Raw genomic sequence first — 22,964 nt, forward strand, 5'->3', positions numbered from 1 at the left:
GCGATGCTGGGATTGCCTTCGAGCGCTTCGTCGATCAGCTTCGGCAGTTGCGGGTCGCCAAACTGCTGCGCCCAGTCGAGCGTGGGCCACTGGCCGCCCTGCGCGGGAATGCTCTGCGAGGTTTCGAACTGTTGCGGCTGGGCGAGGGTCTGGTCGCTTTTGATGCCGAAGTAGTTTGCGCAGCCCGAAAGCGCGAGCGCCGCGACCGCGGTAGCGACCGCTACTCGACAGGTGTGCGCTGGCGCAAACTGGGTTAGGGATGTCATTGCTCGTCTCGTTGCGTGAGAAGGTGTTGTGATACTGGACGATGCAGCCATTTTTCCGTATGACGCTTTCAAATTTGCCTGCCTCGTCATCTATCTTCGGTGTCGGTCTCGTCTGGATTGATGCCGGTCGGCGCATTAATCGGCGCATTAATCAGCGCATCAATCGCCTGGCGACGGCTGGCCCGGTGCTGCACTGGCGGCGTTCGCGTTCTGATTGGCTTCGCAGCTATTGATCAGAATCCGCCGCAACATGCTCTTCAGGAAGCCCACTTCCTCGGGCGTGAAGCCTTTGGAAAGCTCTTCCATCACGCTCGTGAAGATCGCCGGCATGCGCGCCGCGATGGCCTCGCCCTCGGGCGTGAGCGCGAGGCGCACGGCGCGGCGGTCTTCGGAGCTGCGCACGCGACGCAGGAGGCCGCGCTTTTCGAGCCGGTCGACCAGGCGCGTCACGGCGCTCGCGTCGATGCCGTACTCGCGCGCGAGCTCGGCCGCGAGCACGCACTTGCCGCTCGCCACCATGAACAGGACGCTGGCCTGCTGGCTGGTGACGCCGAGTTCCGCCACGGTGCGTTGCGTGACCAGGTTCGACATGGACGAGCGCACGCGGGAAAGCAAATAGCCAACGCTTTCGCCGAGGTCGTAATCGCGGACTTCGGGTGGCGGCGTGGGAGTCGGATCCGTCATGGTTCTGCTGCAACTGCAATGGTTGACCAGGCAGGCATTATAGGGTCCGTTAGTTGACGCGGCAAGGTTTATTGTCGCAGCGCCGAGAAACCTTTGCTAAGTAGGGTCTTAATGCGCAGGGCATGGACATGAGAAAATCGGGTGGGCAGGGTGTCGCCGCGTTGTCCTGAAGCCGCAAACGTACGGTCTGGATCGTGTATGTGTCCGATGAAGTCATCAGCACGTGCTATAATTTCAGGTTCCCAAAAGTGCGTCATGGCAGCCCTGACGAACCGACCCGCAACCCGACCCGCCGCAAGCGTTTTCGAACGCCTCCGGCAGCAGGGCTGGGCGGCGTCCGAGCCCTACTGTGTGCGGCCCGCCGTCGAGCCCGCATGACGCACTCAACTGTACCCAGGTTCCTATGTCCCGCGCCCTTCGCAACATCGCCATCATTGCCCACGTCGACCACGGCAAGACCACGCTCGTCGACCAGCTCCTCCGCCAGACCGCCACGTTCCGTGACAACCAGCAGGTCGCCGAGCGCGTGATGGACTCGAACGACATCGAAAAAGAGCGTGGCATCACGATTCTTTCGAAGAACTGCGCGGTCGAGTACGAAGGCACCCACATCAATATCGTCGACACCCCGGGTCACGCCGACTTCGGCGGTGAAGTGGAGCGCGTGCTGTCGATGGTCGACTCGGTGCTGCTGCTCGTCGACGCCGTCGAAGGCCCGATGCCGCAAACGCGCTTCGTGACCAAGAAGGCGCTGGCGCTCGGCCTCAAGCCGATCGTCGTCGTCAACAAGATCGACCGTCCGGGCGCGCGTATCGACTGGGTCATCAACCAGACGTTCGACCTGTTCGACAAGCTCGGCGCGACCGAAGAGCAGCTCGACTTCCCGGTGGTGTATGCGTCGGGCCTGAACGGCTACGCTTCGCTGTCGCCGGACGCGCGCGAAGGCGACATGCGTCCGCTGTTCGACGCCGTGCTCGAACACGTGCCGGTTCGCGATGCCGATCCGGAAGGCTCGCTGCAGCTCCAGATCACCTCGCTCGATTACTCGGCGTATGTCGGCCGTATCGGCGTGGGCCGTATCAAGCGCGGCCGCATCAAGCCGGGTCAGCCGGTTGCGCTGCGCTTCGGTCCGGAAGGCCAGGTGATGAACCGCAAGATCAACCAGGTGCTGGCGTTCAGCGGCCTGGAGCGCGTGCAGGTCGATTCGGCTGAAGCCGGCGACATCGTGCTGATCAACGGTATCGAAGACATCGGTATCGGCGCGACCATCTGCGCGGTGGACAACCCCGAAGCGCTGCCAATGATCACGGTGGACGAACCCACTCTGACGATGAACTTCCTCGTGAACTCGTCGCCGCTCGCCGGCAAGGAAGGCAAGTTCGTGACGAGCCGCCAGATCCGCGACCGTCTGACGAAGGAACTGAACCACAACGTCGCGCTGCGCGTGAAGGACACCGGCGACGAAACCACGTTCGAAGTCTCGGGCCGTGGCGAACTGCACCTGACGATCCTGATCGAAAACATGCGCCGCGAAGGCTACGAGCTGGCCGTGTCGCGTCCGCGCGTGGTGCTGCACGAAGTCGACGGCGTGAAGCAGGAGCCGTACGAAATGCTGACCGTGGACGTCGAAGACGCTCACCAGGGCGGCGTGATGGAAGAACTGGGCCGCCGTAAGGGCGAAATGCTCGACATGGCGTCGGACGGTCGTGGCCGCACGCGTCTCGAATACCGTATTCCGGCGCGTGGCCTGATCGGCTTCCAGGGCGAATTCATGACGCTCACGCGCGGCACGGGCCTGATGAGCCACGTGTTCGACGCTTACGGTCCGGTCAAGGAAGGCACGCTCGGCGAGCGTCGCAACGGCGTGCTGATCTCGCAGGACGACGGCGCCGCTGTCGCTTACGCGCTGTGGAAGCTGCAGGATCGCGGCCGCATGTTCGTGAAGCCGGGCGACGCGCTGTACGAAGGCATGATCATCGGTATCCATAGCCGCGACAACGACCTCGTCGTGAACCCGATCAAGGGCAAGCAGCTCACCAACGTGCGCGCCTCGGGCACCGACGAAGCCGTGCGCCTGGTTCCGCCGATCCAGATGTCGCTCGAATACGCAGTCGAATTCATCGACGACGACGAACTCGTGGAAGTCACGCCGCAGTCGATCCGCCTGCGCAAGCGTCATCTGAAAGAGCACGAGCGTCGCCGCGCAAGCCGCGAAGCCGGTGCCGAGTAAAAGTTTGCCGTTGAAACTTTTTCACGCACTGCACTGCATGTAAGAAAACAAGAAAGCCGCCGCTGTCTGGGCGGCTTTTTTGCATTCGTTTTTGAACCTGGCGGGGGATTGCCCTGCGGTGCGGGAAGAGACTGTTGTTGAAGTTGCAAAGCGTCGCAAAGGCCCGTGGTGTAAGGGTTTGCGTGCGATGATGTGTCGCATTGCATCTTATGGGGACTATCACTTATGTGCTATGCTCCGCGGATGCATGATTTAGGTCCTTCCAAGCAGACTTGATTCGCAATCCGCTAAACGGTCAGGCCGTGGCGCGGAAGGTTGAGTAACCCGCTATTTCTCGAGAAACTCGAAGAAAGGTGAGCGTAAATGTCGGAAACGATGAAGCAATTCCAGCTGAACTCCTATCTGTTCGGCGGCAATGCTCCGTATGTCGAAGAGCAATACGAAGCATATCTTGACAACCCTGCGTCCGTTCCGGACCAATGGCGCGAGTACTTTGACGCACTGCAAAACGTGCCGTCGTCGAGTGGCTCCACTGACAGCGACGTGGCCCATGGCCCGATCGTCGAGTCGTTTGCGCAGCGCGCAAAAGCCAATGCCTTCGTCCCGAAGGGTGGCGGCGAAGACCTCGCCACGGCTCGCAAGCAGGTCTACGTTCAGTCCCTGATCGGCGCCTATCGCTTCCTGGGCTCGCAATGGGCCAACCTGGACCCGCTCAAGCGTCGCGAGCGCCCGCCTATCCCCGAACTCGAACCTGCGTTCTACGACTTCACCGAAGCCGATATGGACCAGACGTTCAGCGCCACGAACCTGTATTTCGGTTTCGAGCGCGCATCGCTGCGTGAGATCGTCAAGGCCCTGCGCGACACGTACTGCGGCACGCTCGGCGCCGAGTACATGTACATCAGCGATCCGGAGCAGAAGCGCTGGTGGAAGGAACGCCTCGAGTCGATCCGCTCGACGCCGAACTTCTCGAACGACAAGAAGAAGCACATCCTGCAGCGCCTGACGGCCGCCGAAGGCCTTGAGCGCTTCCTGCACACCAAGTACGTCGGCCAGAAGCGTTTCTCGCTCGAAGGCGGCGAATCCTTCATCGCCGCGATGGACGAAGTCGTCCGTCACGCAGGCGCGAAGGGCGTGCAGGAAATCGTCATCGGCATGGCTCACCGTGGCCGCCTGAACGTGCTGGTCAATACGCTCGGCAAGATGCCGGCTGACCTGTTCGCCGAATTCGAAGGCAAGCACGTCGACGACCTGCCGGCCGGCGACGTGAAGTACCACAAGGGCTTCTCGTCGGACGTCGCAACCGAAGGCGGCCCGGTCCACCTGTCGCTCGCGTTCAACCCGTCGCACCTCGAAATCGTCAACCCGGTGGTCGAGGGTTCGGCGAAGGCCCGTATGGATCGCCGCGGCGATGCGGAAGGCCTGCAGGTGCTGCCGGTGCAGATCCACGGCGACGCGGCCTTCGCGGGCCAGGGCGTCGTGATGGAAACGCTGAACCTCGCGCAAACGCGCGGTTACGGCACGCACGGCACGCTGCACATCGTCATCAACAACCAGATCGGCTTCACGACCTCGGACCCGCGCGACGCGCGTTCGACGCTGTACTGTACCGACGTGGTCAAGATGATCGAAGCGCCGGTGCTGCACGTGAACGGCGACGATCCGGAAGCGGTCGTGCTGGCGATCCAGCTCGCGGTCGATTTCCGCACGCAGTTCCACAAGGATGTCGTCGTCGACATCATCTGCTTCCGCAAGCTCGGCCACAACGAGCAGGACACCCCGGCGGTCACGCAGCCGCTGATGTACAAGACGATCGCGAAGCACCCGGGCACCCGTGCGCTTTACGCCGAAAAGCTCGTGCAGCAGGGCGTCATCACGGCGGAAGACGGCGACAACTACGTCAAGGCGTACCGCGCCGCGATGGACGAAGGCCACCACACGGTCGACCCGGTGCTCTCGAACTACAAGAGCAAGTACGCGGTGGACTGGGTGCCGTTCCTGAACCGCAAGTGGACCGACGCAGCCGACACGGCCGTGCCGCTCGCGGAACTCAAGCGCCTCGCGGAACGCATCACGACGATCCCCGAGAACTTCAAGGTTCACCCGCTGGTCGAGCGCGTCATCAATGACCGCCGCGCGATGGGCAAGGGCGAAGCGAAGCTCGACTGGGGCATGGGCGAGCACCTCGCGTTCGCGTCGCTGGTCGCATCGGGCTACTCGGTCCGTCTGACCGGTCAGGACTCGGGCCGCGGCACGTTCACGCACCGCCACGCCGTTCTGCACGACCAGAACCGCGAGCGCTGGAACGACGGCACGTACATTCCGCTGCAGAACATCGGCGAGAACCAGGCGCAGTTCACGGTGATCGACTCGGTGCTGTCGGAAGAAGCCGTGCTGGGCTTCGAATACGGTTACTCGACCGCCGAGCCGAACACGCTCGTCGCGTGGGAAGGCCAGTTCGGCGACTTCGTCAACGGTGCGCAGGTCGTGATCGACCAGTTCATCTCGTCGGGCGAAGTGAAGTGGGGCCGCGTTTCGGGTCTCACGATGCTGCTGCCGCACGGCTACGAAGGCCAGGGTCCGGAGCACTCGTCGGCGCGTATCGAGCGTTTCCTGCAGCTGTGCGCCGAGCACAACATGCAGGTCGTTCAGCCGACCACGCCGGCCCAGATCTTCCACGTGCTGCGCCGTCAGATGATCCGCCTGTTCCGCAAGCCGCTGATCATCTTCACGCCGAAGTCGCTGCTGCGTCACAAGGAAGCCGTGTCGGATCTGTCCGAACTCGCGAAGGGCTCGTTCCAGCCGGTCATCGGCGAAGTGGACGACACCATCGACGCGAAGAAGGTCAAGCGCGTGGTGGCCTGCTCGGGCCGCGTGTACTTCGACCTCGTCGCGCATCGCCGCGAAGCGAAGGCCAACGACGTCGCGATCATCCGTATCGAGCAGCTCTATCCGTTCGCTCACAAGCAGTTCGAAGCGGAGCTGAAGAAGTACGACAACGCGACCGAAGTGGTGTGGGTGCAGGACGAGCCGCAGAATCAAGGCCCGTGGTTCTACATCGAGCACCATCTGCGCGAAGGCATGAAGGAAGGCATGAAGCTCGCATACAGCGGCCGTCCTGCTTCCGCCTCGCCGGCCGTCGGCTACTACGCGAAGCACTACGAGCAGCAGAAGGCGCTGATCGAAGGCGCATTCGGCCGCCTGAAGGGCGCGCAGGTCGCGAAGTAACACATTGAGTTAATCGAACCGGGAAGGCGTGCGAACACACTGCGCGCTTTCCCGCGCTCATGTGCGCGACCCGGTTCGTACCCACGGGTAGATCCCGATACGTATTCAGGAACATCAAATGGCTATTGTTGAAGTCAAGGTCCCCCAGCTTTCGGAGTCGGTTTCGGAAGCAACGATGCTGCAGTGGAAGAAGAAGCCGGGCGAAGCAATCGCCCAGGACGAAATCCTCATCGAGCTGGAAACGGATAAGGTCGTTCTCGAAGTCCCCGCGCCGGCTGCCGGCGTGCTGGCCGAGATCGTGGCAAATGACGGCGATACCGTGGTCGCGGATCAAGTGATCGCGCGCATCGACACGGAAGCCAAAGCTGGCGCCGCTGCGGCCCCCGCAGCTGCCGCCGCACCCGCTGCTGCGCCCGCAGCAGCACCGGCTGCCGCTCCGGCCGCCGCCGCTGCATCGACGTCGAGCAGCAACATTGCCTCGCCGGCGGCGACCAAGCTGATGGCGGAAAAGGGCCTGGCCGGCGGCGACGTCGCGGGCACGGGCCGCGACGGTCGCATCACGAAGCAGGACGTGCTGGGCGCAGGCGCACCGAAGGCTGCTCCGGCTGCCGCACCGGCATCGAAGCCGGCTGCCGCCAAGCCGTCGCTGCCGCAGGTCAACGCACCGGCATCGGCTGCGAACTGGCTCAACGACCGTCCGGAACAGCGCGTGCCGATGTCGCGTCTGCGTGCGCGTATCGCCGAGCGTCTGCTCGAGTCGCAGCAAACCAACGCCATCCTCACGACGTTCAACGAAGTGAACATGGCGCCGGTCATGGACCTGCGTAACAAGTACAAGGACAAGTTCGAGAAGGAACATGGCGTGAAGCTCGGCTTCATGTCGTTCTTCGTGAAGGCGGCTGTCCATGCGCTGAAGAAGTTCCCGCTCGTCAACGCGTCGATCGACGGCAACGACATCGTCTATCACGGCTACTTCGACATCGGTATCGCTGTCGGCTCGCCGCGCGGTCTGGTGGTGCCCATCCTGCGCAACGCAGACCAGATGAGCCTCGCCGACATCGAGAAGAAGATCGCCGAATTCGGCCAGAAGGCCAAGGACGGCAAGCTGTCGATCGAAGAAATGACGGGCGGCACATTCTCGATCTCGAACGGCGGCGTGTTCGGCTCGATGCTCTCGACCCCGATCATCAACCCGCCGCAATCGGCGATCCTGGGCGTGCACGCGACCAAGGAACGCGCTGTGGTGGAGAACGGCCAGATCGTGATTCGTCCGATGAACTACCTCGCGATGTCGTACGACCACCGCATCATCGACGGCCGCGAAGCCGTTCTGTCGCTGGTCGCGATGAAGGACGCGCTGGAAGATCCGGCTCGCCTGCTGCTCGACCTGTAAAACGCGCGAAACGTGTTTAAGCGCGAGCCGGGGTTTACGTCCCCCCTCGCGCATCCAGTCTCACACTGAGCGACGCTTGCGCGGATTCCGGAAGCCGGAGTCCGCGCGCCGCGCTCACGTCTCGAAAGGATGACCATGTCCAAAGAATTTGACGTCGTCGTGATCGGCGCCGGCCCCGGCGGCTATATCGCGGCGATCCGCGCCGCGCAGCTCGGCAAGTCGGTTGCCTGTATCGAAAAGTGGAAGAACCCGGCCGGCGCGCTGAAGCTCGGCGGCACCTGCCTGAACGTCGGCTGCATCCCGTCGAAGGCGCTGCTCGCCTCGTCGGAAGAGTTCGAGAACGCGCAGCACCACCTGGCCGACCACGGCATCAACGTGGGCGACGTGAGCATCGACGTGACGAAGATGCTTGGCCGCAAGGAAGCCATCGTCGAGAAGATGACGAAGGGCATCGAGTTCCTGTTCCGCAAGAACAAGATCACCTGGCTCAAGGGCCACGGCAAGTTCACCGGCAAGAACGACGCCGGCGTGCAGATCGAAGTCTCGGGCGAAGGCGAAACCGAAGTCGTGACGGCGAAGAACGTCATCATCGCGACGGGTTCGAAGGCGCGCCATCTGCCGGGTATGCCGGTCGACAACAAGATCATCGCCGACAACGAAGGCGCGCTCTCGTTCGACACCGTGCCGAAGAAGCTGGCCGTGATCGGCGCAGGCGTGATCGGTCTGGAGCTGGGCTCGGTGTGGCGCCGTCTGGGCGCGGAAGTCACCGTGCTCGAAGCGCTGCCGGAATTCCTCGGCGCCGCTGACCAGGCGCTCTCGAAGGAAGCCGCCAAGCTCTTCAAGAAGCAGGGTCTCGACATTCACGTCGGCGTGAAGGTGGGCGAAGTCAAGGCCACCGACGACAACGTCACGATCAACTACACGGACAAGGACGGCAACGCGCAAGTGCTCGAAGCCGACCGCCTGATCGTGTCGGTTGGCCGCGTGCCGAACACCGACAACCTGAACCTCGAAGCGATCGGCCTGAAGACCAGCGAGCGTGGTTTCATCGACGTGGACGATCATTGCGCGACGAGCGTGCCGAACGTGTACGCGATCGGCGACGTGGTGCGTGGCCCGATGCTCGCCCACAAGGCCGAAGACGAAGGCGTGCTGGTCGCCGAAGTCATCGACGGCCAGAAGCCGCACATCGACTACAACTGCATTCCGTGGGTGATCTACACCGAACCGGAAATCGCGTGGGTCGGCAAGACGGAGCAGCAGCTCAAGGCCGAAGGCCGCGAGATCAAGACGGGCCAGTTCCCGTTCATGGCGAACGGCCGCGCGCTCGGCATCAACAAGGCCGACGGCTTTGTGAAGATGATCGCCGACGCGAAGACCGACGAGCTGCTCGGCGTGCACATCATCTCGGCGAACGCATCGGACCTGATCGCGGAAGCCGTGGTGGCGATGGAATTCAAGGCTGCCGCCGAAGACATCGGCCGCATCTGCCATCCGCACCCGTCGCTGTCCGAAGTCATGCGCGAAGCCGCACTCGCAGTCGACAAGCGCGCGCTCAATATGTAATGCAACGGGGCAGGGCGGCGGCGTAGTGTTGGCCCCGCCAGGCCCAGGTACCTTGCGGTAACCTGCATCACGTACAGAGGCGGACGGGTTTGAACCCGCTCCGCCTTTACTCATTTGTGGCCCACGAAATGAACGTCACCGAATACTACGAATCAGAACTGCAGAAACGGGGATATAAGCCTGATGCGGCGCAACGCGTCGCCATCGATCGACTGCAGCGGTGCTATGACGAGTGGGTCGAATACAAGTCGCGTCGCTCCAACGCGTTCTGGAAGCTGATTAACCGTCCCGACCTGCCGCGCGGCGTCTACATGTGGGGCGGCGTGGGGCGCGGCAAGAGCTTCCTGATGGACAGTTTCTTCGCGGTCGTGCCGGTGCAGCGCAAGACGCGCCTGCATTTCCACGAGTTCATGCGCGAAGTGCACCGCGAACTCGAAGAACTCAAAGGCCAGGCCGATCCGCTCGACGAACTCGCGCGCCGGATCGCGAAGCGCTATCGCCTGATCTGCTTCGACGAATTTCACGTCTCCGACATCGCGGACGCGATGATTCTCTATCGTCTGCTCGACCGCCTGTTCTCGAATGGCGTGCAGTTCGTGATGACCTCCAACTACGATCCGGATCTGCTCTATCCCGATGGCCTGCATCGCGACCGTATGCTGCCCGCGATCGCGCTCATCAAGGAAAAGTTGGACGTCCTGAACGTCGATGCCGGCATCGACTATCGGCAGCGCACGCTCGCGCAGGTCGAGGTCTATCACACGCCGCTGGGCGCGGCGGCGGACAAGGCGTTGCGCCGCTCGTTTTCGCAACTTGCCGCGGTGCCCGATGAAAGCCCGTTGCTGCATATCGAGAAGCGTGAGCTCAAGGCGCTGCGTAAGGCGGACGGCGTGGTGTGGTTCGACTTTGCTACGCTGTGCGGCGGCCCGCGCTCGCAGAACGACTATCTCGAACTGGCGAGCCGTTTTCACGCGGTAATCCTGTCCGACGTGCCGCAGATGACGCCGCGCATGGCCTCCGAGGCGCGCCGCTTCACCTGGCTCATCGACGTGTTTTACGACCACAAGGTCAAGCTGCTGATGTCGGCGGCGGTGCCGCCCGAGGATCTCTATCCCGAAGGACCGATGGCCAACGAATTCACGCGCACGGTCTCGCGGATCGTCGAGATGCAATCGAAGGAGTATCTGGAAACGCCGCGCCGCATCGTCAATACGGCATTGACCTGAGTGCGCAGGCGGGGCCGCGGCCCGAAATTATCGGAAAATAGACTCCGAATCGTTTTTTCAAGATTCGGACTCGTCTGATATGGGCCGCCGGGTCAAGTCGATATCTTTTGTCAGGACTGGTTCTGACAAAGGAGTAGACCATGACCCCCCATCGCGATATTACCGAGGAAGAATGGCAGCGCGTCTTGCCGCTGCTGCCCGAATTGCGCCCGCGTTCGGAAATGCGCGGCCGGCCGCTCGCCAATACCCGTTCGGTGCTCAACGGCGTCCTGTGGGTCATGTATAGCGGCGCCACCTGGTCGGCCATGCCGCGCCGCTATCCCTCGTATCAGACCTGCCATCGCCGCTTCAAGGCGTGGCACGACGATGGCGTGCTCAAGCCTGTGATGGCCGAGCTGTTCGGCGAAGAGGGCGTTGCGCTGTGCGACACCATCGAGGCGCGCATGCGCAAGCATCTGAGCCGCGCGGAAAAAGCCGCCGCTCGCATTCAGGAAGGGCTGCAGGCCGCACCGCGCAATTCGCCGTTCAGTCCTGCGGTTGCGCAGGGCGTGCCGCCTTCGCTGGGCTATCGGTCGGTGTATCGGCATACGGCTTGACGCCGGGCATTACGCTGCGCTCAATATGAAACGAGGCCGCCTTGTTTTAAGGCGGCCTCGTTTGCTTTACGCGATATGTACCGCAGTGCGAAACATTATTGCTGGCGCACCCAGGTCTGCGAGCGGCCCAGCAGCGAGATGCCCATATAGCCGCGCACGACCAGCTTCTGGCCGCCGTCTTCGGTGTGCATCTTGCAGCGATAGATCTTGCCGTTCTCCGGGTCGAGGATGTTGCCGCCATCCCATTCGTCGCCGGCCTTCTTCATGCTGTCGATGATCGTCATGCCGAGGATCAACTGATCCTTGCGTGCGTCCGTGCAGGCGGTGCAGCGGCGATCGGGCTGATCGTTCGCGCCGAGTCCCTTGATGACCTTGCCGGAGAGCGCGCCGCTGCCGTCGTCGCTGATCTGCACGAGCGCCTTGGGCTGGCCCGTGTGGTCGTCGATGGTCTGCCATACGCCGACGGGCGAATTCGTTTGTGCCTGGGCGGCCACGACAGCGCCGAGCAGCGCGCCGGCCAACGCGACCTGACGTGCCGCGCGCACGGCGAACGAGGCGGAACGGTTGAATGTTTTCATGTGTCTTCCTCCACTGATGTTTATCTATGCGTGATGAACGGCATCGCGTCGGGCCGCGTAGGTCGGGCCGCGTAGGCGTGACGGTCAGGGCAGGATACGCGAAAGCGCGGCGTGCGTTTGCGAGGAGAAACTCTAGTCGGCGGGCACGGTGCGCCTATCGCGCGATACATTGCACGGCGCGTGCCCGCTGATCCGGTTCATTCGACCGTGCGATCAATTGAGTTGATACGAGAACGTCGCATTGAAGCGTGGACTGCGCGACGCGCTTTCGACGGGCGCATCGGCCAGCGCCTTCGCCACCGATAGATCCAGGCTGTAATAGCGTCCATCGGAGAGACGGAAGCCGATCGACGCCGACGACAGCCGCGACGGCGAGGGCGTGCCCGCATGCAGATAAACGCGCGCCATATCGAACGACACATAGGGCGTGAGCGTCTGCAGCCAAACCTTGCCGACCTTGAGCGGCCGGTTGAGTTCGAGCGAGTAAGCCCAACCCGAATCGCCCGATGCCTCGCCCGGCTCATAGCCCGCCGCGAAACGCTGCGCGCCGAACGAAATCTGCTCGGACGTCGGCAGCGAGACCGGGCTGTACTGCCCGATCACCGCGACGGCGGTGCCGAAGCCCATCGGCCAGTCGTTGGTCTGCGAGAACGACGCATTGGTGCGCACGAAATTCAGCGACGCGGGGTTCTGCAACGTGAGGCCGGCGATATTGGTATCCGCCGATTTCGACGCGCCGAGCACGTTGAACGCCTTCGCCACCGCGATGCTCGCCTTGCGCACCTGGCCGGTTTGCACGTCGGTGTAATCGGCCTGCAACTGAACCACGCGCACCTGCGATTTCAGTCCGTATTGCAGCCCGTTGATGGTGTTGTGATAGCGGTCCTCATCATGCGCCGCATAGGCGCTGAGCGTGCCCACCACGCTGCGCGTATTGCTCAGCAGCAACGGATACGACAGCGCGCCGGTAATCTTGTCGCTGATGACGGTGCGCTCGACGTAGCTGGGCAGGCCCGGATTATCGGTCGGGTTGCCGCGGTAATGCGAGGCATCGATTTTTGCCATGAGGCCGTCGCTTGCGATCGGCACTGCCGCGTGCGCGGCGAGATACGTGACGTTGTCGCGTCCCTTGGGCAACAGCGCCGACACGCTCAACTGCTCGCCGAACGGCGTGAGCCCGTTCTCGGTGAGCGTCAGCAGGCCCTGCACGCCGGGGTGATTGAAGTCGATCCCGGTGCTGACGTCGTAGGGCTTTTGCGTGGCGTCGAGTTCGAGCGTGGTCGCGCCGTCCGTGTTGGTGGGCGGCGGCACGTTGGCTTTCACCTTGAGGCCCGGCAGCAGCCCGAGCACGTTGATATAGCGCTGGAACGTGGCGGTGCGCAGCGGCCGGTCCTCGACGATATGCGCCGCGATCGCACGCATCTTGTCTTCGAGCTTGCCCGGCTTGCCCGTGATCTTCACGTCGTTCACATAGCCTTCGACGACGGTGATGCGCACGGCGCCGCCCGCGAAATCCTGCGCGGGCACGAACGCGAACGAGAGCGCGTAGCCGCGCTCCTGATAGAGCTTCGTCACCTCGTTGGCCGTCTCGATGAGCTGGCCAATCGTGATGTCGTGGTTCGCGAGGGGCGCGAATCGCTTCACGACCTCGTCGAACGGAATCGATTTCACGCCCTCGACCTTGAAGGTGGTCGGCGTGATGTGCGTGGCGAGCAACTGCTGCAATTGCGGCGTCTGCTGCTCCACCTGCACCGTTACGTTAGGCGCCTTCTGCGGCGCGTTGATCTGAGGCAGTGCGTCGAGCGGGTTCCCTGCTGCTGGATTGCCGCTCGACGCCGGCCTGCTTTGTTGCGCTACTGCCACCCCCGTCAAGCCGCTGCCCGCCATCACCCCCAACGCGGCGAGCACGGCCCATTCTGCGACTGCGCCTTTCATCGAACTGCCCTCGGACTTGTCGGACGGCGCGCAACGGTTCCCTGAAACATCCGCTGCGCGCCGCCTCTTTATGTCGCCTTTGCGGCGATCTGTGGCTCCCTGATTGCCTGTGTTTATTGTTTCTGCGTACTACGTACTACCTGTCCCGGTGATGCCTGGGCCAGTCGAGGCCTGGCGTCCCTCTCCAGATGCCAGACCACGCAGCGCCATGTTGCCCGATGATTGTTGCGCGCGCTACGGCAGCTTATGGAGCAAGCCGCTCAGTAATCCCCCCGATGTACTCGTGCTGCCAGAACTGCTTGAAGACGTCGCGCTGCCCGTGGTCGCGCCGAGCGCACCCGTGAGCGTGCCGACGAGCGTGGTGACCGGTTGAAGCAGCGCCCCCGCGTTGCTTGCCGTCGTCGTCGTGCCCGACGTGCCCGATGTGCCACCCGTGACCGAGGTGGCCGTACCCGCGGCCGACGTTGCCGTCGAGACCACGCCCGAGAGCAGGCCGCCGACCACCGGCACACCGGACAGGCCGCCCGTGATGGCGCTCGCGCCGCCGCTGGTGCCGGTCAGGCTCGTGATCGAGCCGAGCGGCGAGCTGCCGAGACCCAGACTCGCGATCACCGCATTGAGCGGACCGAGCGGGCCGCTGGCCGCGGCGCCGGTCGGCGGCCCGTTGGCGACGAGCGCCGTGCTGCCGCCGACGAGGCTCGTGATCAGGCCGGGAATCGGCGCGGCGCCGTTCGCGCCGTTCGGATTCACGAGACCGCCTGCGTTGGTGACGGTGTTGCCAAGCGCGCTCACCAGCGTGCCGACGTCCGCGCCGACCGGCGAGAGCGGCCCGAGCGCGCCGCCCGCCGTCGATCCGCCCGCCGTTGACGAAACCTTCGCGCCCGCCGTTTGCAGCGCGCCGCCCACTTGCGCGAGCAGGCCCGAGACCGGCGCGCCGAGACCCGTCGATGTGCCGACCTGCTGCGTGATGAGGCCCGCGGTGGTGACGATCGGCGTGATCGCCGTGCTGAGCGGCTGCGTGATCTGTTGCACGGGCGCCGACGACAGCGCGTTGCCGAGCATCTTGCCCGCGGCGTTGACCGTGTTGGCCGTCGTGTCGAGTGCCGAGGCGAGCGGCGTCGTGACCGGCGCCAGCGGCGCGAGCGGGCCGCTGCCGAGGCCGCCCACCGTGGTGGCGACGCCCTGGACCACGCCGCTCGTGGCGCTCACGACGTTGCCGAGACCGGCGACGGTCGTGCCGACCGGATTGGCCGTCGAGCCAGTCTGGCCGAGGCCGTTCGAGACGGCGTCGGCGAGCGCGCCGGCCACGGTCCCCGTGCTCGACACGGTCTGGCCGAGGCCCGAGGTGACCTGCGAGCTGACGCCGCCGGGCAGGGCGGTCGAGCCAATCGCGTTGCCCAGGTCGCTGGTGGTCTTGGCGACCGAGGTGACCACGCCGGATGTGCCCGTCGTCGCGCCGGTGCCGCCGCCCGAGGTCGAACCCCCCGAGGTCGAGCCGCTGGTGCCGGTGCCGCCGCTGGTGGAGCCGGTCGTGCTGGTGCCCGTGCTGCCGTCCGGACCCGTGGACGCCGAGGGCGGGGTGTAGCTGCTGCCGCCGCAGGCGGCGAGGCTGCACGCAATGGCGGCGGCTGCGGCCAGCGCGCTCAGGCGCAGGGTGCGCGCGAAAGCGCTGCCCGGCTCGCTGGCGCGGGGCGCTGCATGAATCGCGTGGTTGATCGCGTGGTTGATCGTATTGAAGCGGCTGGACATGACGCTGTCTCCTGATCGAATGGGGACGCTTGAACGGTGTGGGTGGCCGATGGCGCGGTTACGCGTGGTTACTCGCGGTTATTTTTTGGCGCCGAGCAGGCCGCCCACGAGCGAGGTGAGCCCGCCGAGCGGGCCGCTCGTGCCGCTGCCCGAGGTGCCGCCCGTCAAGGAAGAGAGCGAAAGCGCCGGCGTCGTGCTCGTGCTGCTCGACGAGTTGGACGTGCTGGTGGGTTTGGTGCCCGCAGTGACGCCGGCACCCGCGACGATCGAGCCGCCCGCCGCGCCCACGCTGTTTACCGTGGTCGTGACCGCGCCGACGACGCCATTGACGAGGCCCGTGACCGGTGCGAGCGCGCCGGTGCTGCCGCCCGTGGCGGAAGTCAGCGCGCTGGTTGCCGTGGTCAGCGCGCCCGTAACCGGGGCGAGCGGGTTGCTGCCGCTCGAACTCGTGGTGACCCCGACGCCTGCGCCGATGCCGATCGCGGCGCCCCCGCCGGTCAAGCTGGCGGAGCCGCCCGTGAGGCCGCCCGTCAAGGTGCCCAGCAGGCCGGTGACCGGGTTGCTGCCGCTCGAACTGCCGCCTGTCAGGAGACCGCCGGCGGTGGCGACCGTCTTGCCCGTATTGGCGACGAGGTTGCCCACGCCCGTCGTGACGGGGTTCGAACCGCCGGTTTGCGAGACGAGCGCGCCGCCCTTTTGCAGGCCGCTGCCGAGCGTCTGCAGCAGACCCGCGACCGGTGCGCCAAGGCCCGTTGCCGTGCCGACCGTCTGCGTGGTGGAGGCGACGACCGAGGTGATCGGCGTGATCGCCGAGCTGAGCGTTTGCGTGATCTGTTGCACCGGGCCGGTCGAGAGCGCGGTCGTGAGCGTGCTGCCGGCGTTCGTGACGGCGTTGCCCAGCGTGCCGACGGCGGTGCCCAGCGGTGTCGTGACGGCGGCGAGCGGGGCAAGCGGCCCGCTGCCGAGACTCGTGACGAGCGCACCCGCGCTGGCGACGGCCTTGCCCGCGTCGCTCACGACACCGCCCGTGCTGGAGAGCGTGGTGCCGACCGGATTGCTGGTGGCGCCAAGCTGGCCGAGACCGCTTGCGAGACCGTTGCCGAGCGTCGACACGGCGCCGCCGACGTTCTGCACGACGCCGCCCGCGGCCGTCGTCGTAGCCGGGCTAACGCCTGGCAGCGATTGCGAAGCGATCGCGCTGCCGAGACCCGACACCGTTGAACCCGCAGCGCTGACGATGTTGCTGGCGGAATTGACGACCGCGCCGACGGCGTTTGCTGCGGTGGCCGAACCGGAGCCGGAGCCATTCCCGCTTCCATTTCCGTTTCCGTTGCCGCTGCCATTTCCGCTGCCGCCGCTGCCATTGTCGCTGGTGGACGAGCCGCCGCCGCTACCGTTGCCGCTGCTGCTCGAGTTGCCGTTGCCCGAGCCACTGCCCGAGCCATTGCCGGCGGTCGTGTTACCGGAGCCGCTGCCGTTATCGCCGGTAGTCGTGCCGCCGCCCGTGCCGCTGCCGTTGCTGCCCGAACTGCCGCTCGTGCCGCCACTCGTTTGCAGCGAGCCGTTGCCGCTGCTGCCGGTGCCGCTGCTGAGCGATCCCGATCCGCCGCAGGCACTCAGGGAAAGCACGGTGGCGATCGCGGCTGCGATGGCCGTCAAGTGCGCTGCCTTTGCGATGTTGTGATTGTTCATGGTGTGCCCTCGGTCTCGTATGGTGTGTTCTCTATGTGTTGTGTGCTCGGTTTGTCAGACCTGCGTCACCTACACTGCAACAGCTGTGCCAATTCGAAAGCGCGCGCGGAAAATAACGGTGTTTGCGCGTCGAGGGTTTCGTCTAATCAAGGCGTGATAAGCCTTTCAGGGATCGTTTCGTCAAACGAATAAGGCGGGGTAATACGAGGGGTAACAGCGTGACGGGCGTTACGTCACGTAACGTGGCACGTGCGGTGTTACGCGTGACGGGGGTAACGATGAGAACGCGTATGCGCATTGGGAAATTGCGCGCGCAGCGAATCGCGCCGAAGCGCGGTATGGCTTGCTCACCCGTTTTTATGCACGAAAACGTTTGGCGTAAAAATGGTTTGCGACTCCTGAATAATTGTGTAATGGTTTGTCCCAAGTTAGCGATAAAACGCATATGCCGATAATGACGTTACGATCTGTCCGCTGCGTAACGAACGATTGCGTAACGAATACGGTTACGCTATAAAAAACGCACTGGCACAAAACAACACAAAAAAGAGCTGCACGTTGGCAATTCCGAGGGGAATGCTTACGATTCAGCCATCGTTGTTGGCGGACTGTTATGAGTCCGTGGACCGGATGTATCGACGCAATTCAAATAGCCTACGCAGACGTCGATGCAGATCAGCGTGAGAGCGCTAAAAAAGAGAGAGAGGGCCGAAATGAACAAGCTGGTGAAAAAATTCTGGAAGTCGGAAGACGGGGTTACGGCACTGGAGTATGGGCTCATCGCGGGGCTCATCGCAGTCGTCATCGCTGTGAGCGTGGGTCATTTGGGAACCGAGTTAGATGCGGTATTCACCAATATCACGTCGCAGATCACATCGGCGGTCTGACAGGGCGAATGACGCGCGGCGCGGTCGCCGTTGACGATCGCGCCAATTCATTTCGTTAAACGTAGCAGTTGCACTTCACGTGTGCCGTCGATTCGGTATGCGTGGTGTCGCTGCACGCCTATCAGCGATGACCACATTGATCTCCAGCCTCGCGTTAGCCGCGTGGGCGGTGGCAATTGCTGTCTGCGATTGCCGCTCGCGCCGCGTGCCGAATACGCTCGTGGGCGCAGGCTTGTGCGCTGCGCTCGTTGCATCGCTCATGCATGCGGGCCCCGCGCATCTCGGCATTGTTCAGGCGCTGGCCGCCGCCGCCGTCGGACTGGCCGCGCTCATGCCGTTTTTCGTACTCGGCGTGATGGGCGCGGGCGATGTCAAGGTCTTCGCCGTGCTCGGCGCATGGTGCGGCATGCAGCCGTTGCTCGATCTGTGGATCGTCGCGAGTATTGCCGCGCTGCTTCATTCTCTGGTCGGGCTGATCGCAATACGGATCCGCTCGCATGAATGGGTAGGACGACGTACTAATAGCGGCGGCATCGTGACGGGTGGCCGGAGCGGCACGCCTTACGCTGCCTGCCTCACGATGCCCGCGCTCGTATGGCTCGCGTTCCAGATGATGCCCGGAGGCCCGCAATGAAGACGCGCGCGTTCAAGCGACATGCACGCAAGGCAAATGGCGCACGCCGCAGTCGCCAGCGCGGCGTGGCAGCTATCGAATTCGCGCTCGCGTTTCCGCTTTTCTTCGCGGTCCTCTACGGAATCGTGATGTACAGCATGATCTTTCTCGTGCAGCACAGCCTGACTTCAGCGGCAGCTGAAGGCGCGCGCGCGGCGCTCGTCTACCAGAATGCGACGAGTACCTCGCTGGCGCTGACCGGTCGCGCCGAGGCTGCCTGCACGCGCGCGCTGGCTGTCGTCAGCTGGCTTGCGCAAGCGCCGCAATGCGAGAAAGTCATCAGCACTGCGCCGGCGGGCTGCTCCAGCAACGCCGCGATGGATTGCGTGCAGATCACGCTGACCTATCCATGGAGCAGCAAGCCGCTTATACCGCCTTTGCCGCTGATGGGATTGATCTCGCCGACTTCGCTCGCCGGGCAGGCCACCGTGCAGCTCGACCCGGTGAACATTCTGTGACGACCGCTCCCGACATCGCCGTTCGTTCGTCGCGCCCGTTGTGTGGCGCACATCCCGTACGCATCCGGACTTATCGTTGATGGCCAATCTGACCAAAATTGCCGCAGGATTCCTGATTGCCGCCGCACTCGTGCTCGGGCTGTTCGCGATCATGCTCGCGCGCCGCGCACCCGCGCCGCAACCCGTCGTGCAGGCGGCGACCACCACCCAGGCACTCACGCCGGTCGTGGTGGCGACGCGAACACTGCCCGCCGGCCAGCCGATTCCCGCCGACGCGCTGCGTGTGCAGCCGCTGCCGATTCATCCGATCGGCTCGGTCGGCGACAGCGCACTGGTGGCGGGCCGGGTGCCGCTCATCGATATCGCCGCCGACACGCCGGTGCTCGATCAACAGCTCTCATCGAGCCTCGCTGCGAGTCTCTCGGCGGGCGAGCGCGCGGTAGCCGTGCGCGTCGACGAAACCAATGCGGTCGGCAATCAACTGCACGCGGGCAACTACGTGGACGTGTTTTTCACGCTGCGCCGCGACGGCGGCGCGGGCGCGGGCGAAGTCGGGCGCACCCAGGCGCGCCTGCTGATCTCGAAGGCGCGCGTGCTCGTGTTCGGCGCGCCCGGCGACAACGCGGCGAGCGCTCAGCGCACCAGCAACTTCGGCATGCAAAACGCGGTGCCGCGCACTGCGGTGCTCGCGGTGCCGGTGACGCAGGTCGACCAGCTTTCGCTCGCCCAAAGCCAGGGACAACTGATTCTCGCGCTGCGCAATCCGACCGACGACGACCAGGTCGATCCGGACGCATTCGGCCCGCAGCCCGGCGTGCTCAAGGTGGTGTCGAAGGCGGCGCCCGATGGCGCCACGCGTGCCGCGGCGGGGATTGCGCTCGACCAGTTGGCAGGCGGCAACGCACCGAAGCCGGTGGTCCAGGGGGCGCCGCATCAGGCGCGCACAACCGCGCGCGGCGGACTTGAAGTGATACGGGGTGGGCGAGCCGAAACGCTTGCCTGGTAAGTGAAATAAGAGCGCCGGGCACGACACGGCCGCCTACGAGAGAAGCAGGAACACGATGACGATAACGAGGAAACTCGCCGTGGCCGTTGCCGCGTCCGCTTGCGCCAGCGGTCTCGCACTCGCCACTTTGCCCGCAGGGGCGGCGCCGCCTGCGCGAGCCGGTGCAGGCGCTGCGCTGGAGCCGCTGCCGTCGAGCTTTGATATCGCGGTGGGCGAGCAGCGCACCTTGCCCGTGACGGGGGCGCTGACGCGCGTCGCCGTGGGCGATCCGTCGGTGGCCGACGTGCTGGTCATACACGGCGACCGGCGCGGCGGACTGCTGCTCGTCGGAAAAGGTGCGGGCACAACCAATGTGATGGTGTGGGAGGGCGGCGTGCAGCGTACTTTCACTGTCAACGTGACGACCCATGCCGCGCGCGCGCTGCTGGGTCCGGGCACGCCCGACGTGAAGGTGCTGGGAGGCACCGCGATCATCACCGGCAGCGCGGCGACCATGGAGCAGCATCAGCGCGCCGTGGCAGCGGCGCAAGGGTCGGTCGCCACGAGCGGGAAAGCCGGCAAGGACGCCAAGGGCGATAGCGGAGGTGGCGACGCTGGCGGCGGCGACGGGACCGTGCTCGACAACTCGACGATCGACACGCGCTCGGTTGTGCAGGTGGACGTGAGGGTGGTGGAGTTCAGTCGTACCGTGCTCAAGGAGATCGGCTTTAACTTTTTCCGCCAGAACAGCGGCTTCTCGTTTGGCTCGTTCACGCCGTCGTCGCTCACTTCATCGAACACCAGTTCGACCGGTTCGTCCGTGACGGCGACCACGCCGATCTCCACGGCGTTCAACCTCGTGTTTTCGTCGGCGACGCACGGTCTCGCCGCCGATCTGAGCCTGATGGAGTCGAACAACCTTGCACGCGTGCTGGCGGAGCCGACGCTGGTTGCGCTGTCGGGCCAGAGTGCGAGCTTCCTGGCGGGCGGCGAGATTCCGGTGCCGGTGCCGCAGGCGCTCGGCGCCACGGCGATCGAATACAAGTCCTACGGGATCGGTTTGTCGCTCACGCCGACGGTGCTTTCGCCGCAGCGCATCGCGCTGAAGGTGGCGCCCGAGGCGAGCCAGCTCGACTTCTCGAACGCGGTGACGATCAGCGGCGTGTCTGTGCCCGCGATCACGACGCGTCGCACCGAAACGACGGTTGAGCTGGGCGATGGCGAAAGCTTCGTGATCGGCGGGCTGATCGATCGCGAGACGGCGTCGAACGTGAACAAGGTGCCGCTGCTGGGCGACCTGCCGGTGATCGGCGCGTTTTTCAAGCAATTGAACTATCAGCAAAACGAAAAAGAACTGGTGATCGTGGTGACGCCGCATCTGGTGTCGCCGATCGCGAAGGGGGCGAAGCTGCCCGCGACGCCGGGCGAGCTGGCCGAACAGCGCGATGCGCCCGTGTGGCGAGCGTTGCTGGGCGGCGCGGCGGCGCGTGAGCCGGTGCCGGGCTTTTCGCCCTGAAATGAAGCATGGGATCGGGATGGGCGCGGAATTGCCCACTCCGATCGACAGGAGGCTGTGATGAACGCGAGAGCGCACTTGATGACTCAACCGACCGTGGCGGATTCGTTCGTCTTCGCTTCGGCGAATGACGCGCACGCGCGCTGGCTGGCGCAGACGCTTTTCCCGGCGGGCAAGGTGGAGTCCGTCGCGCTCGACCCCGCGCTGGTCGCCCAGCGCATTTCCCAGCATATGCCTTCGCTGCTGCTGGTCGATTTTTCGCAGGGGCGCGGTGCGGTCGCGAGCGCCGTAGCCGCCGCCGCGCACGCTGCGTTTCCGGGCCTTCAGGTGGTCGCGCTCGGCACGCTCGCCGAGCCGGAAAGCGCGCTGTCCGCACTGCGCGCCGGCGTGCGCGATTTCGTCGATGTGGCGGGAGACGGTGAGGATGCCTTAAGAATCGTCAGGCAGGTGCTCGATAACCGCGTGGAATCCGTGAGCCGCCATGGCCGCCTGACGGTATTGCTGGGCGCGCGGGCGGGCATCGGCGTGACGACGCTGGCGGCGAGCCTCGGCGCGCTGCTCGCGCGCAAGGGCGCACCGACCAACCGCCACGCCGCCTTGCTCGACCTGGGCTTGCCGGCCGGCGACGGTGCGCTGCTGCTCAATGCGGGCAACGGCTTCAATTTTGTCGATGCCGTGCGCAATCTGAACCGCTTCGATCAGACCTTCGTGCACACGGCGCTCGCGCGCCACGAAAGCGGCCTCGCGCTCACCACGCTGCCCGCCGATCTCAGTGCGTTCCGCGAGGTGTCGTTTCAATCGGCGGTGGCGCTGCTCACGCGGCTGCGCGCGTTCTTCGACCAGCAGCTTGTCGATCTGGGCGGCTTCAGCAATACCGAATTCGTTTCCGAAGTGGCGCATGTCGCCGACCAGGTCTGGCTCGTCTGCGATCAGAGTGTGGCGTCGATCGTCGCGGCTTCGCGCCAGCTCGAAATGCTGCGCGAGGCCGGAGTGGAGAACGACCATTTGCGCCTCGTGCTCAACCAGTACGAAGCGGAAATCGACCTGAGCGCGGCGCAGATCGCCGAGCGCCTGGGCATCGATCTCGCCGGTGCGCTGCCCGCGCGCCGCGTGGCGCTCTGCCAGGCCGCCAATCGCGGGCAACTGCTCGCCGATAGCGCGCCGCGCGACCCTTACGTGCGTGCGCTCGAAGCGCTGGCAGTCCAACTCGACGGCATGCGCGCGCGCGTGCCTAAAAAACTGGACGCGTTGCGGCGCCCGTTGCGCGGTCTTTTCCCTCACTCATCGAAGCGTTCGTAGACC

Annotated in this window: 17 protein-coding genes and 1 pseudogene; 12 read left to right on the top strand and 6 right to left on the bottom strand. The window is 64.7% G+C overall.

Annotated features, from left to right (window positions below):
* Together B0G62_RS19240 and B0G62_RS19245 are read right to left on the bottom strand one after the other, a co-directional pair.
* Window positions 1-266: pseudogene (locus B0G62_RS19240) on the bottom strand (efflux transporter outer membrane subunit); the annotation flags it as partial.
* A 159-nt stretch (window positions 267-425) separates the two neighbouring features.
* Window positions 426-950: a MarR family winged helix-turn-helix transcriptional regulator gene (locus B0G62_RS19245; RefSeq protein ID WP_103705821.1), complete on the bottom strand. Its 525-nt coding sequence runs from the start codon at window positions 948-950 to the stop codon at window positions 426-428.
* Window positions 951-1,353: 403 nt separating this feature from the next.
* Here B0G62_RS19245 and typA point away from each other — a divergent pair, with 403 nt between their 5' ends.
* From typA to B0G62_RS19275, 6 genes are all read left to right on the top strand, one after another.
* Window positions 1,354-3,180, top strand: coding sequence for a translational GTPase TypA (gene typA / locus B0G62_RS19250; protein ID WP_103705822.1), 1,827 nt, complete (start codon window positions 1,354-1,356; stop codon window positions 3,178-3,180).
* A gap of 363 nt (window positions 3,181-3,543) precedes the next feature.
* On the top strand, window positions 3,544-6,408 hold the full coding sequence (locus B0G62_RS19255) for a 2-oxoglutarate dehydrogenase E1 component (protein WP_103705823.1): 2,865 nt from the start codon (window positions 3,544-3,546) through the stop codon (window positions 6,406-6,408).
* Between the two features lie 118 nt (window positions 6,409-6,526).
* On the top strand, window positions 6,527-7,801 hold the full coding sequence (gene odhB, locus B0G62_RS19260) for a 2-oxoglutarate dehydrogenase complex dihydrolipoyllysine-residue succinyltransferase (RefSeq protein WP_103705824.1): 1,275 nt from the start codon (window positions 6,527-6,529) through the stop codon (window positions 7,799-7,801).
* A gap of 135 nt (window positions 7,802-7,936) precedes the next feature.
* Window positions 7,937-9,367, top strand: a complete 1,431-nt coding sequence (gene lpdA / locus B0G62_RS19265; protein ID WP_103705825.1) for a dihydrolipoyl dehydrogenase — start codon at window positions 7,937-7,939, stop codon at window positions 9,365-9,367.
* 128 nt (window positions 9,368-9,495) lie between these two features.
* Window positions 9,496-10,593, top strand: coding sequence for a cell division protein ZapE (gene zapE / locus B0G62_RS19270; protein ID WP_103705826.1), 1,098 nt, complete (start codon window positions 9,496-9,498; stop codon window positions 10,591-10,593).
* Window positions 10,594-10,733: 140 nt separating this feature from the next.
* Complete coding sequence (locus B0G62_RS19275; protein ID WP_103705827.1) at window positions 10,734-11,189, top strand: transposase; 456 nt, start codon at window positions 10,734-10,736, stop codon at window positions 11,187-11,189.
* 95 nt (window positions 11,190-11,284) lie between these two features.
* Here B0G62_RS19275 and B0G62_RS19280 read toward each other — a convergent pair whose 3' ends face one another.
* The 4 genes from B0G62_RS19280 to B0G62_RS19295 form a co-directional block, all read right to left on the bottom strand.
* Entirely contained in the window at window positions 11,285-11,767 is a 483-nt protein-coding gene (locus B0G62_RS19280) for a DUF2147 domain-containing protein (RefSeq protein ID WP_103705828.1), read from the bottom strand.
* 213 nt (window positions 11,768-11,980) lie between these two features.
* Complete coding sequence (locus B0G62_RS19285; RefSeq protein WP_103705829.1) at window positions 11,981-13,702, bottom strand: ShlB/FhaC/HecB family hemolysin secretion/activation protein; 1,722 nt, start codon at window positions 13,700-13,702, stop codon at window positions 11,981-11,983.
* Window positions 13,703-13,936: 234 nt separating this feature from the next.
* The gene (locus B0G62_RS19290) at window positions 13,937-15,451 is read right to left on the bottom strand and encodes a collagen-like triple helix repeat-containing protein (RefSeq protein ID WP_103705830.1); all 1,515 of its coding nucleotides are present in this window, start codon (window positions 15,449-15,451) and stop codon (window positions 13,937-13,939) included.
* A gap of 78 nt (window positions 15,452-15,529) precedes the next feature.
* The gene (locus tag B0G62_RS19295) at window positions 15,530-17,143 is read right to left on the bottom strand and encodes a collagen-like triple helix repeat-containing protein (RefSeq protein WP_103705831.1); all 1,614 of its coding nucleotides are present in this window, start codon (window positions 17,141-17,143) and stop codon (window positions 15,530-15,532) included.
* Window positions 17,144-17,856: 713 nt separating this feature from the next.
* On the opposite strand from B0G62_RS19295, the gene B0G62_RS19300 reads away from it, so the two are divergent.
* The 6 genes from B0G62_RS19300 to B0G62_RS19325 all read left to right on the top strand — a co-directional run bounded on the left by B0G62_RS19300 (window position 17,857) and on the right by B0G62_RS19325 (window position 22,961).
* Window positions 17,857-18,030, top strand: a complete 174-nt coding sequence (locus B0G62_RS19300) for a Flp family type IVb pilin (protein WP_103705962.1) — start codon at window positions 17,857-17,859, stop codon at window positions 18,028-18,030.
* A gap of 127 nt (window positions 18,031-18,157) precedes the next feature.
* Complete coding sequence (locus B0G62_RS19305; protein ID WP_103705832.1) at window positions 18,158-18,664, top strand: A24 family peptidase; 507 nt, start codon at window positions 18,158-18,160, stop codon at window positions 18,662-18,664.
* Window positions 18,661-19,161 carry a TadE/TadG family type IV pilus assembly protein gene (locus B0G62_RS19310; protein ID WP_103705833.1) on the top strand — a complete coding sequence of 167 codons (501 nt, stop codon included), beginning with the start codon at window positions 18,661-18,663 and terminating at the stop codon, window positions 19,159-19,161. The genes B0G62_RS19305 and B0G62_RS19310 overlap by 4 nt, the downstream gene beginning before the upstream one ends.
* 79 nt (window positions 19,162-19,240) lie before the next feature.
* The gene (gene cpaB, locus B0G62_RS19315) at window positions 19,241-20,167 is read left to right on the top strand and encodes a Flp pilus assembly protein CpaB (RefSeq protein WP_103705834.1); all 927 of its coding nucleotides are present in this window, start codon (window positions 19,241-19,243) and stop codon (window positions 20,165-20,167) included.
* A gap of 55 nt (window positions 20,168-20,222) precedes the next feature.
* Window positions 20,223-21,662 (top strand): type II and III secretion system protein family protein, encoded by a 1,440-nt coding sequence (locus tag B0G62_RS19320; protein ID WP_103705835.1) that lies wholly within the window; start codon window positions 20,223-20,225, stop codon window positions 21,660-21,662.
* Between the two features lie 60 nt (window positions 21,663-21,722).
* Window positions 21,723-22,961 carry a P-loop NTPase family protein gene (locus tag B0G62_RS19325; RefSeq protein ID WP_103705836.1) on the top strand — a complete coding sequence of 413 codons (1,239 nt, stop codon included), beginning with the start codon at window positions 21,723-21,725 and terminating at the stop codon, window positions 22,959-22,961.
* Window positions 22,962-22,964 lie beyond the last annotated feature (3 nt).

This window comes from Paraburkholderia eburnea (assembly GCF_002917095.1).
GTDB classification, from domain to species: domain Bacteria; phylum Pseudomonadota; class Gammaproteobacteria; order Burkholderiales; family Burkholderiaceae; genus Paraburkholderia; species Paraburkholderia eburnea.

Bases quoted from the DNA above. Each gene is read 5' to 3' on its own strand.
- B0G62_RS19285 (WP_103705829.1), bottom strand. From the start codon at position 13,702: ATGAAAGGCGCAGTCGCAGAATGGGCCGTGCTCGCCGCGTTGGGGGTG.
- cpaB (WP_103705834.1), top strand. From the start codon at position 19,241: ATGGCCAATCTGACCAAAATTGCCGCAGGATTCCTGATTGCCGCCGCA.
- lpdA (WP_103705825.1), top strand. From the start codon at position 7,937: ATGTCCAAAGAATTTGACGTCGTCGTGATCGGCGCCGGCCCCGGCGGC.
- B0G62_RS19320 (WP_103705835.1), top strand. From the start codon at position 20,223: ATGACGATAACGAGGAAACTCGCCGTGGCCGTTGCCGCGTCCGCTTGC.
- B0G62_RS19300 (WP_103705962.1), top strand. From the start codon at position 17,857: ATGAACAAGCTGGTGAAAAAATTCTGGAAGTCGGAAGACGGGGTTACG.
- B0G62_RS19290 (WP_103705830.1), bottom strand. From the start codon at position 15,451: ATGTCCAGCCGCTTCAATACGATCAACCACGCGATCAACCACGCGATT.
- zapE (WP_103705826.1), top strand. From the start codon at position 9,496: ATGAACGTCACCGAATACTACGAATCAGAACTGCAGAAACGGGGATAT.
- B0G62_RS19275 (WP_103705827.1), top strand. From the start codon at position 10,734: ATGACCCCCCATCGCGATATTACCGAGGAAGAATGGCAGCGCGTCTTG.
- B0G62_RS19305 (WP_103705832.1), top strand. From the start codon at position 18,158: ATGACCACATTGATCTCCAGCCTCGCGTTAGCCGCGTGGGCGGTGGCA.
- B0G62_RS19295 (WP_103705831.1), bottom strand. From the start codon at position 17,143: ATGAACAATCACAACATCGCAAAGGCAGCGCACTTGACGGCCATCGCA.
- B0G62_RS19280 (WP_103705828.1), bottom strand. From the start codon at position 11,767: ATGAAAACATTCAACCGTTCCGCCTCGTTCGCCGTGCGCGCGGCACGT.
- B0G62_RS19255 (WP_103705823.1), top strand. From the start codon at position 3,544: ATGTCGGAAACGATGAAGCAATTCCAGCTGAACTCCTATCTGTTCGGC.
- B0G62_RS19325 (WP_103705836.1), top strand. From the start codon at position 21,723: ATGAACGCGAGAGCGCACTTGATGACTCAACCGACCGTGGCGGATTCG.
- typA (WP_103705822.1), top strand. From the start codon at position 1,354: ATGTCCCGCGCCCTTCGCAACATCGCCATCATTGCCCACGTCGACCAC.
- B0G62_RS19310 (WP_103705833.1), top strand. From the start codon at position 18,661: ATGAAGACGCGCGCGTTCAAGCGACATGCACGCAAGGCAAATGGCGCA.
- B0G62_RS19245 (WP_103705821.1), bottom strand. From the start codon at position 950: ATGACGGATCCGACTCCCACGCCGCCACCCGAAGTCCGCGATTACGAC.
- odhB (WP_103705824.1), top strand. From the start codon at position 6,527: ATGGCTATTGTTGAAGTCAAGGTCCCCCAGCTTTCGGAGTCGGTTTCG.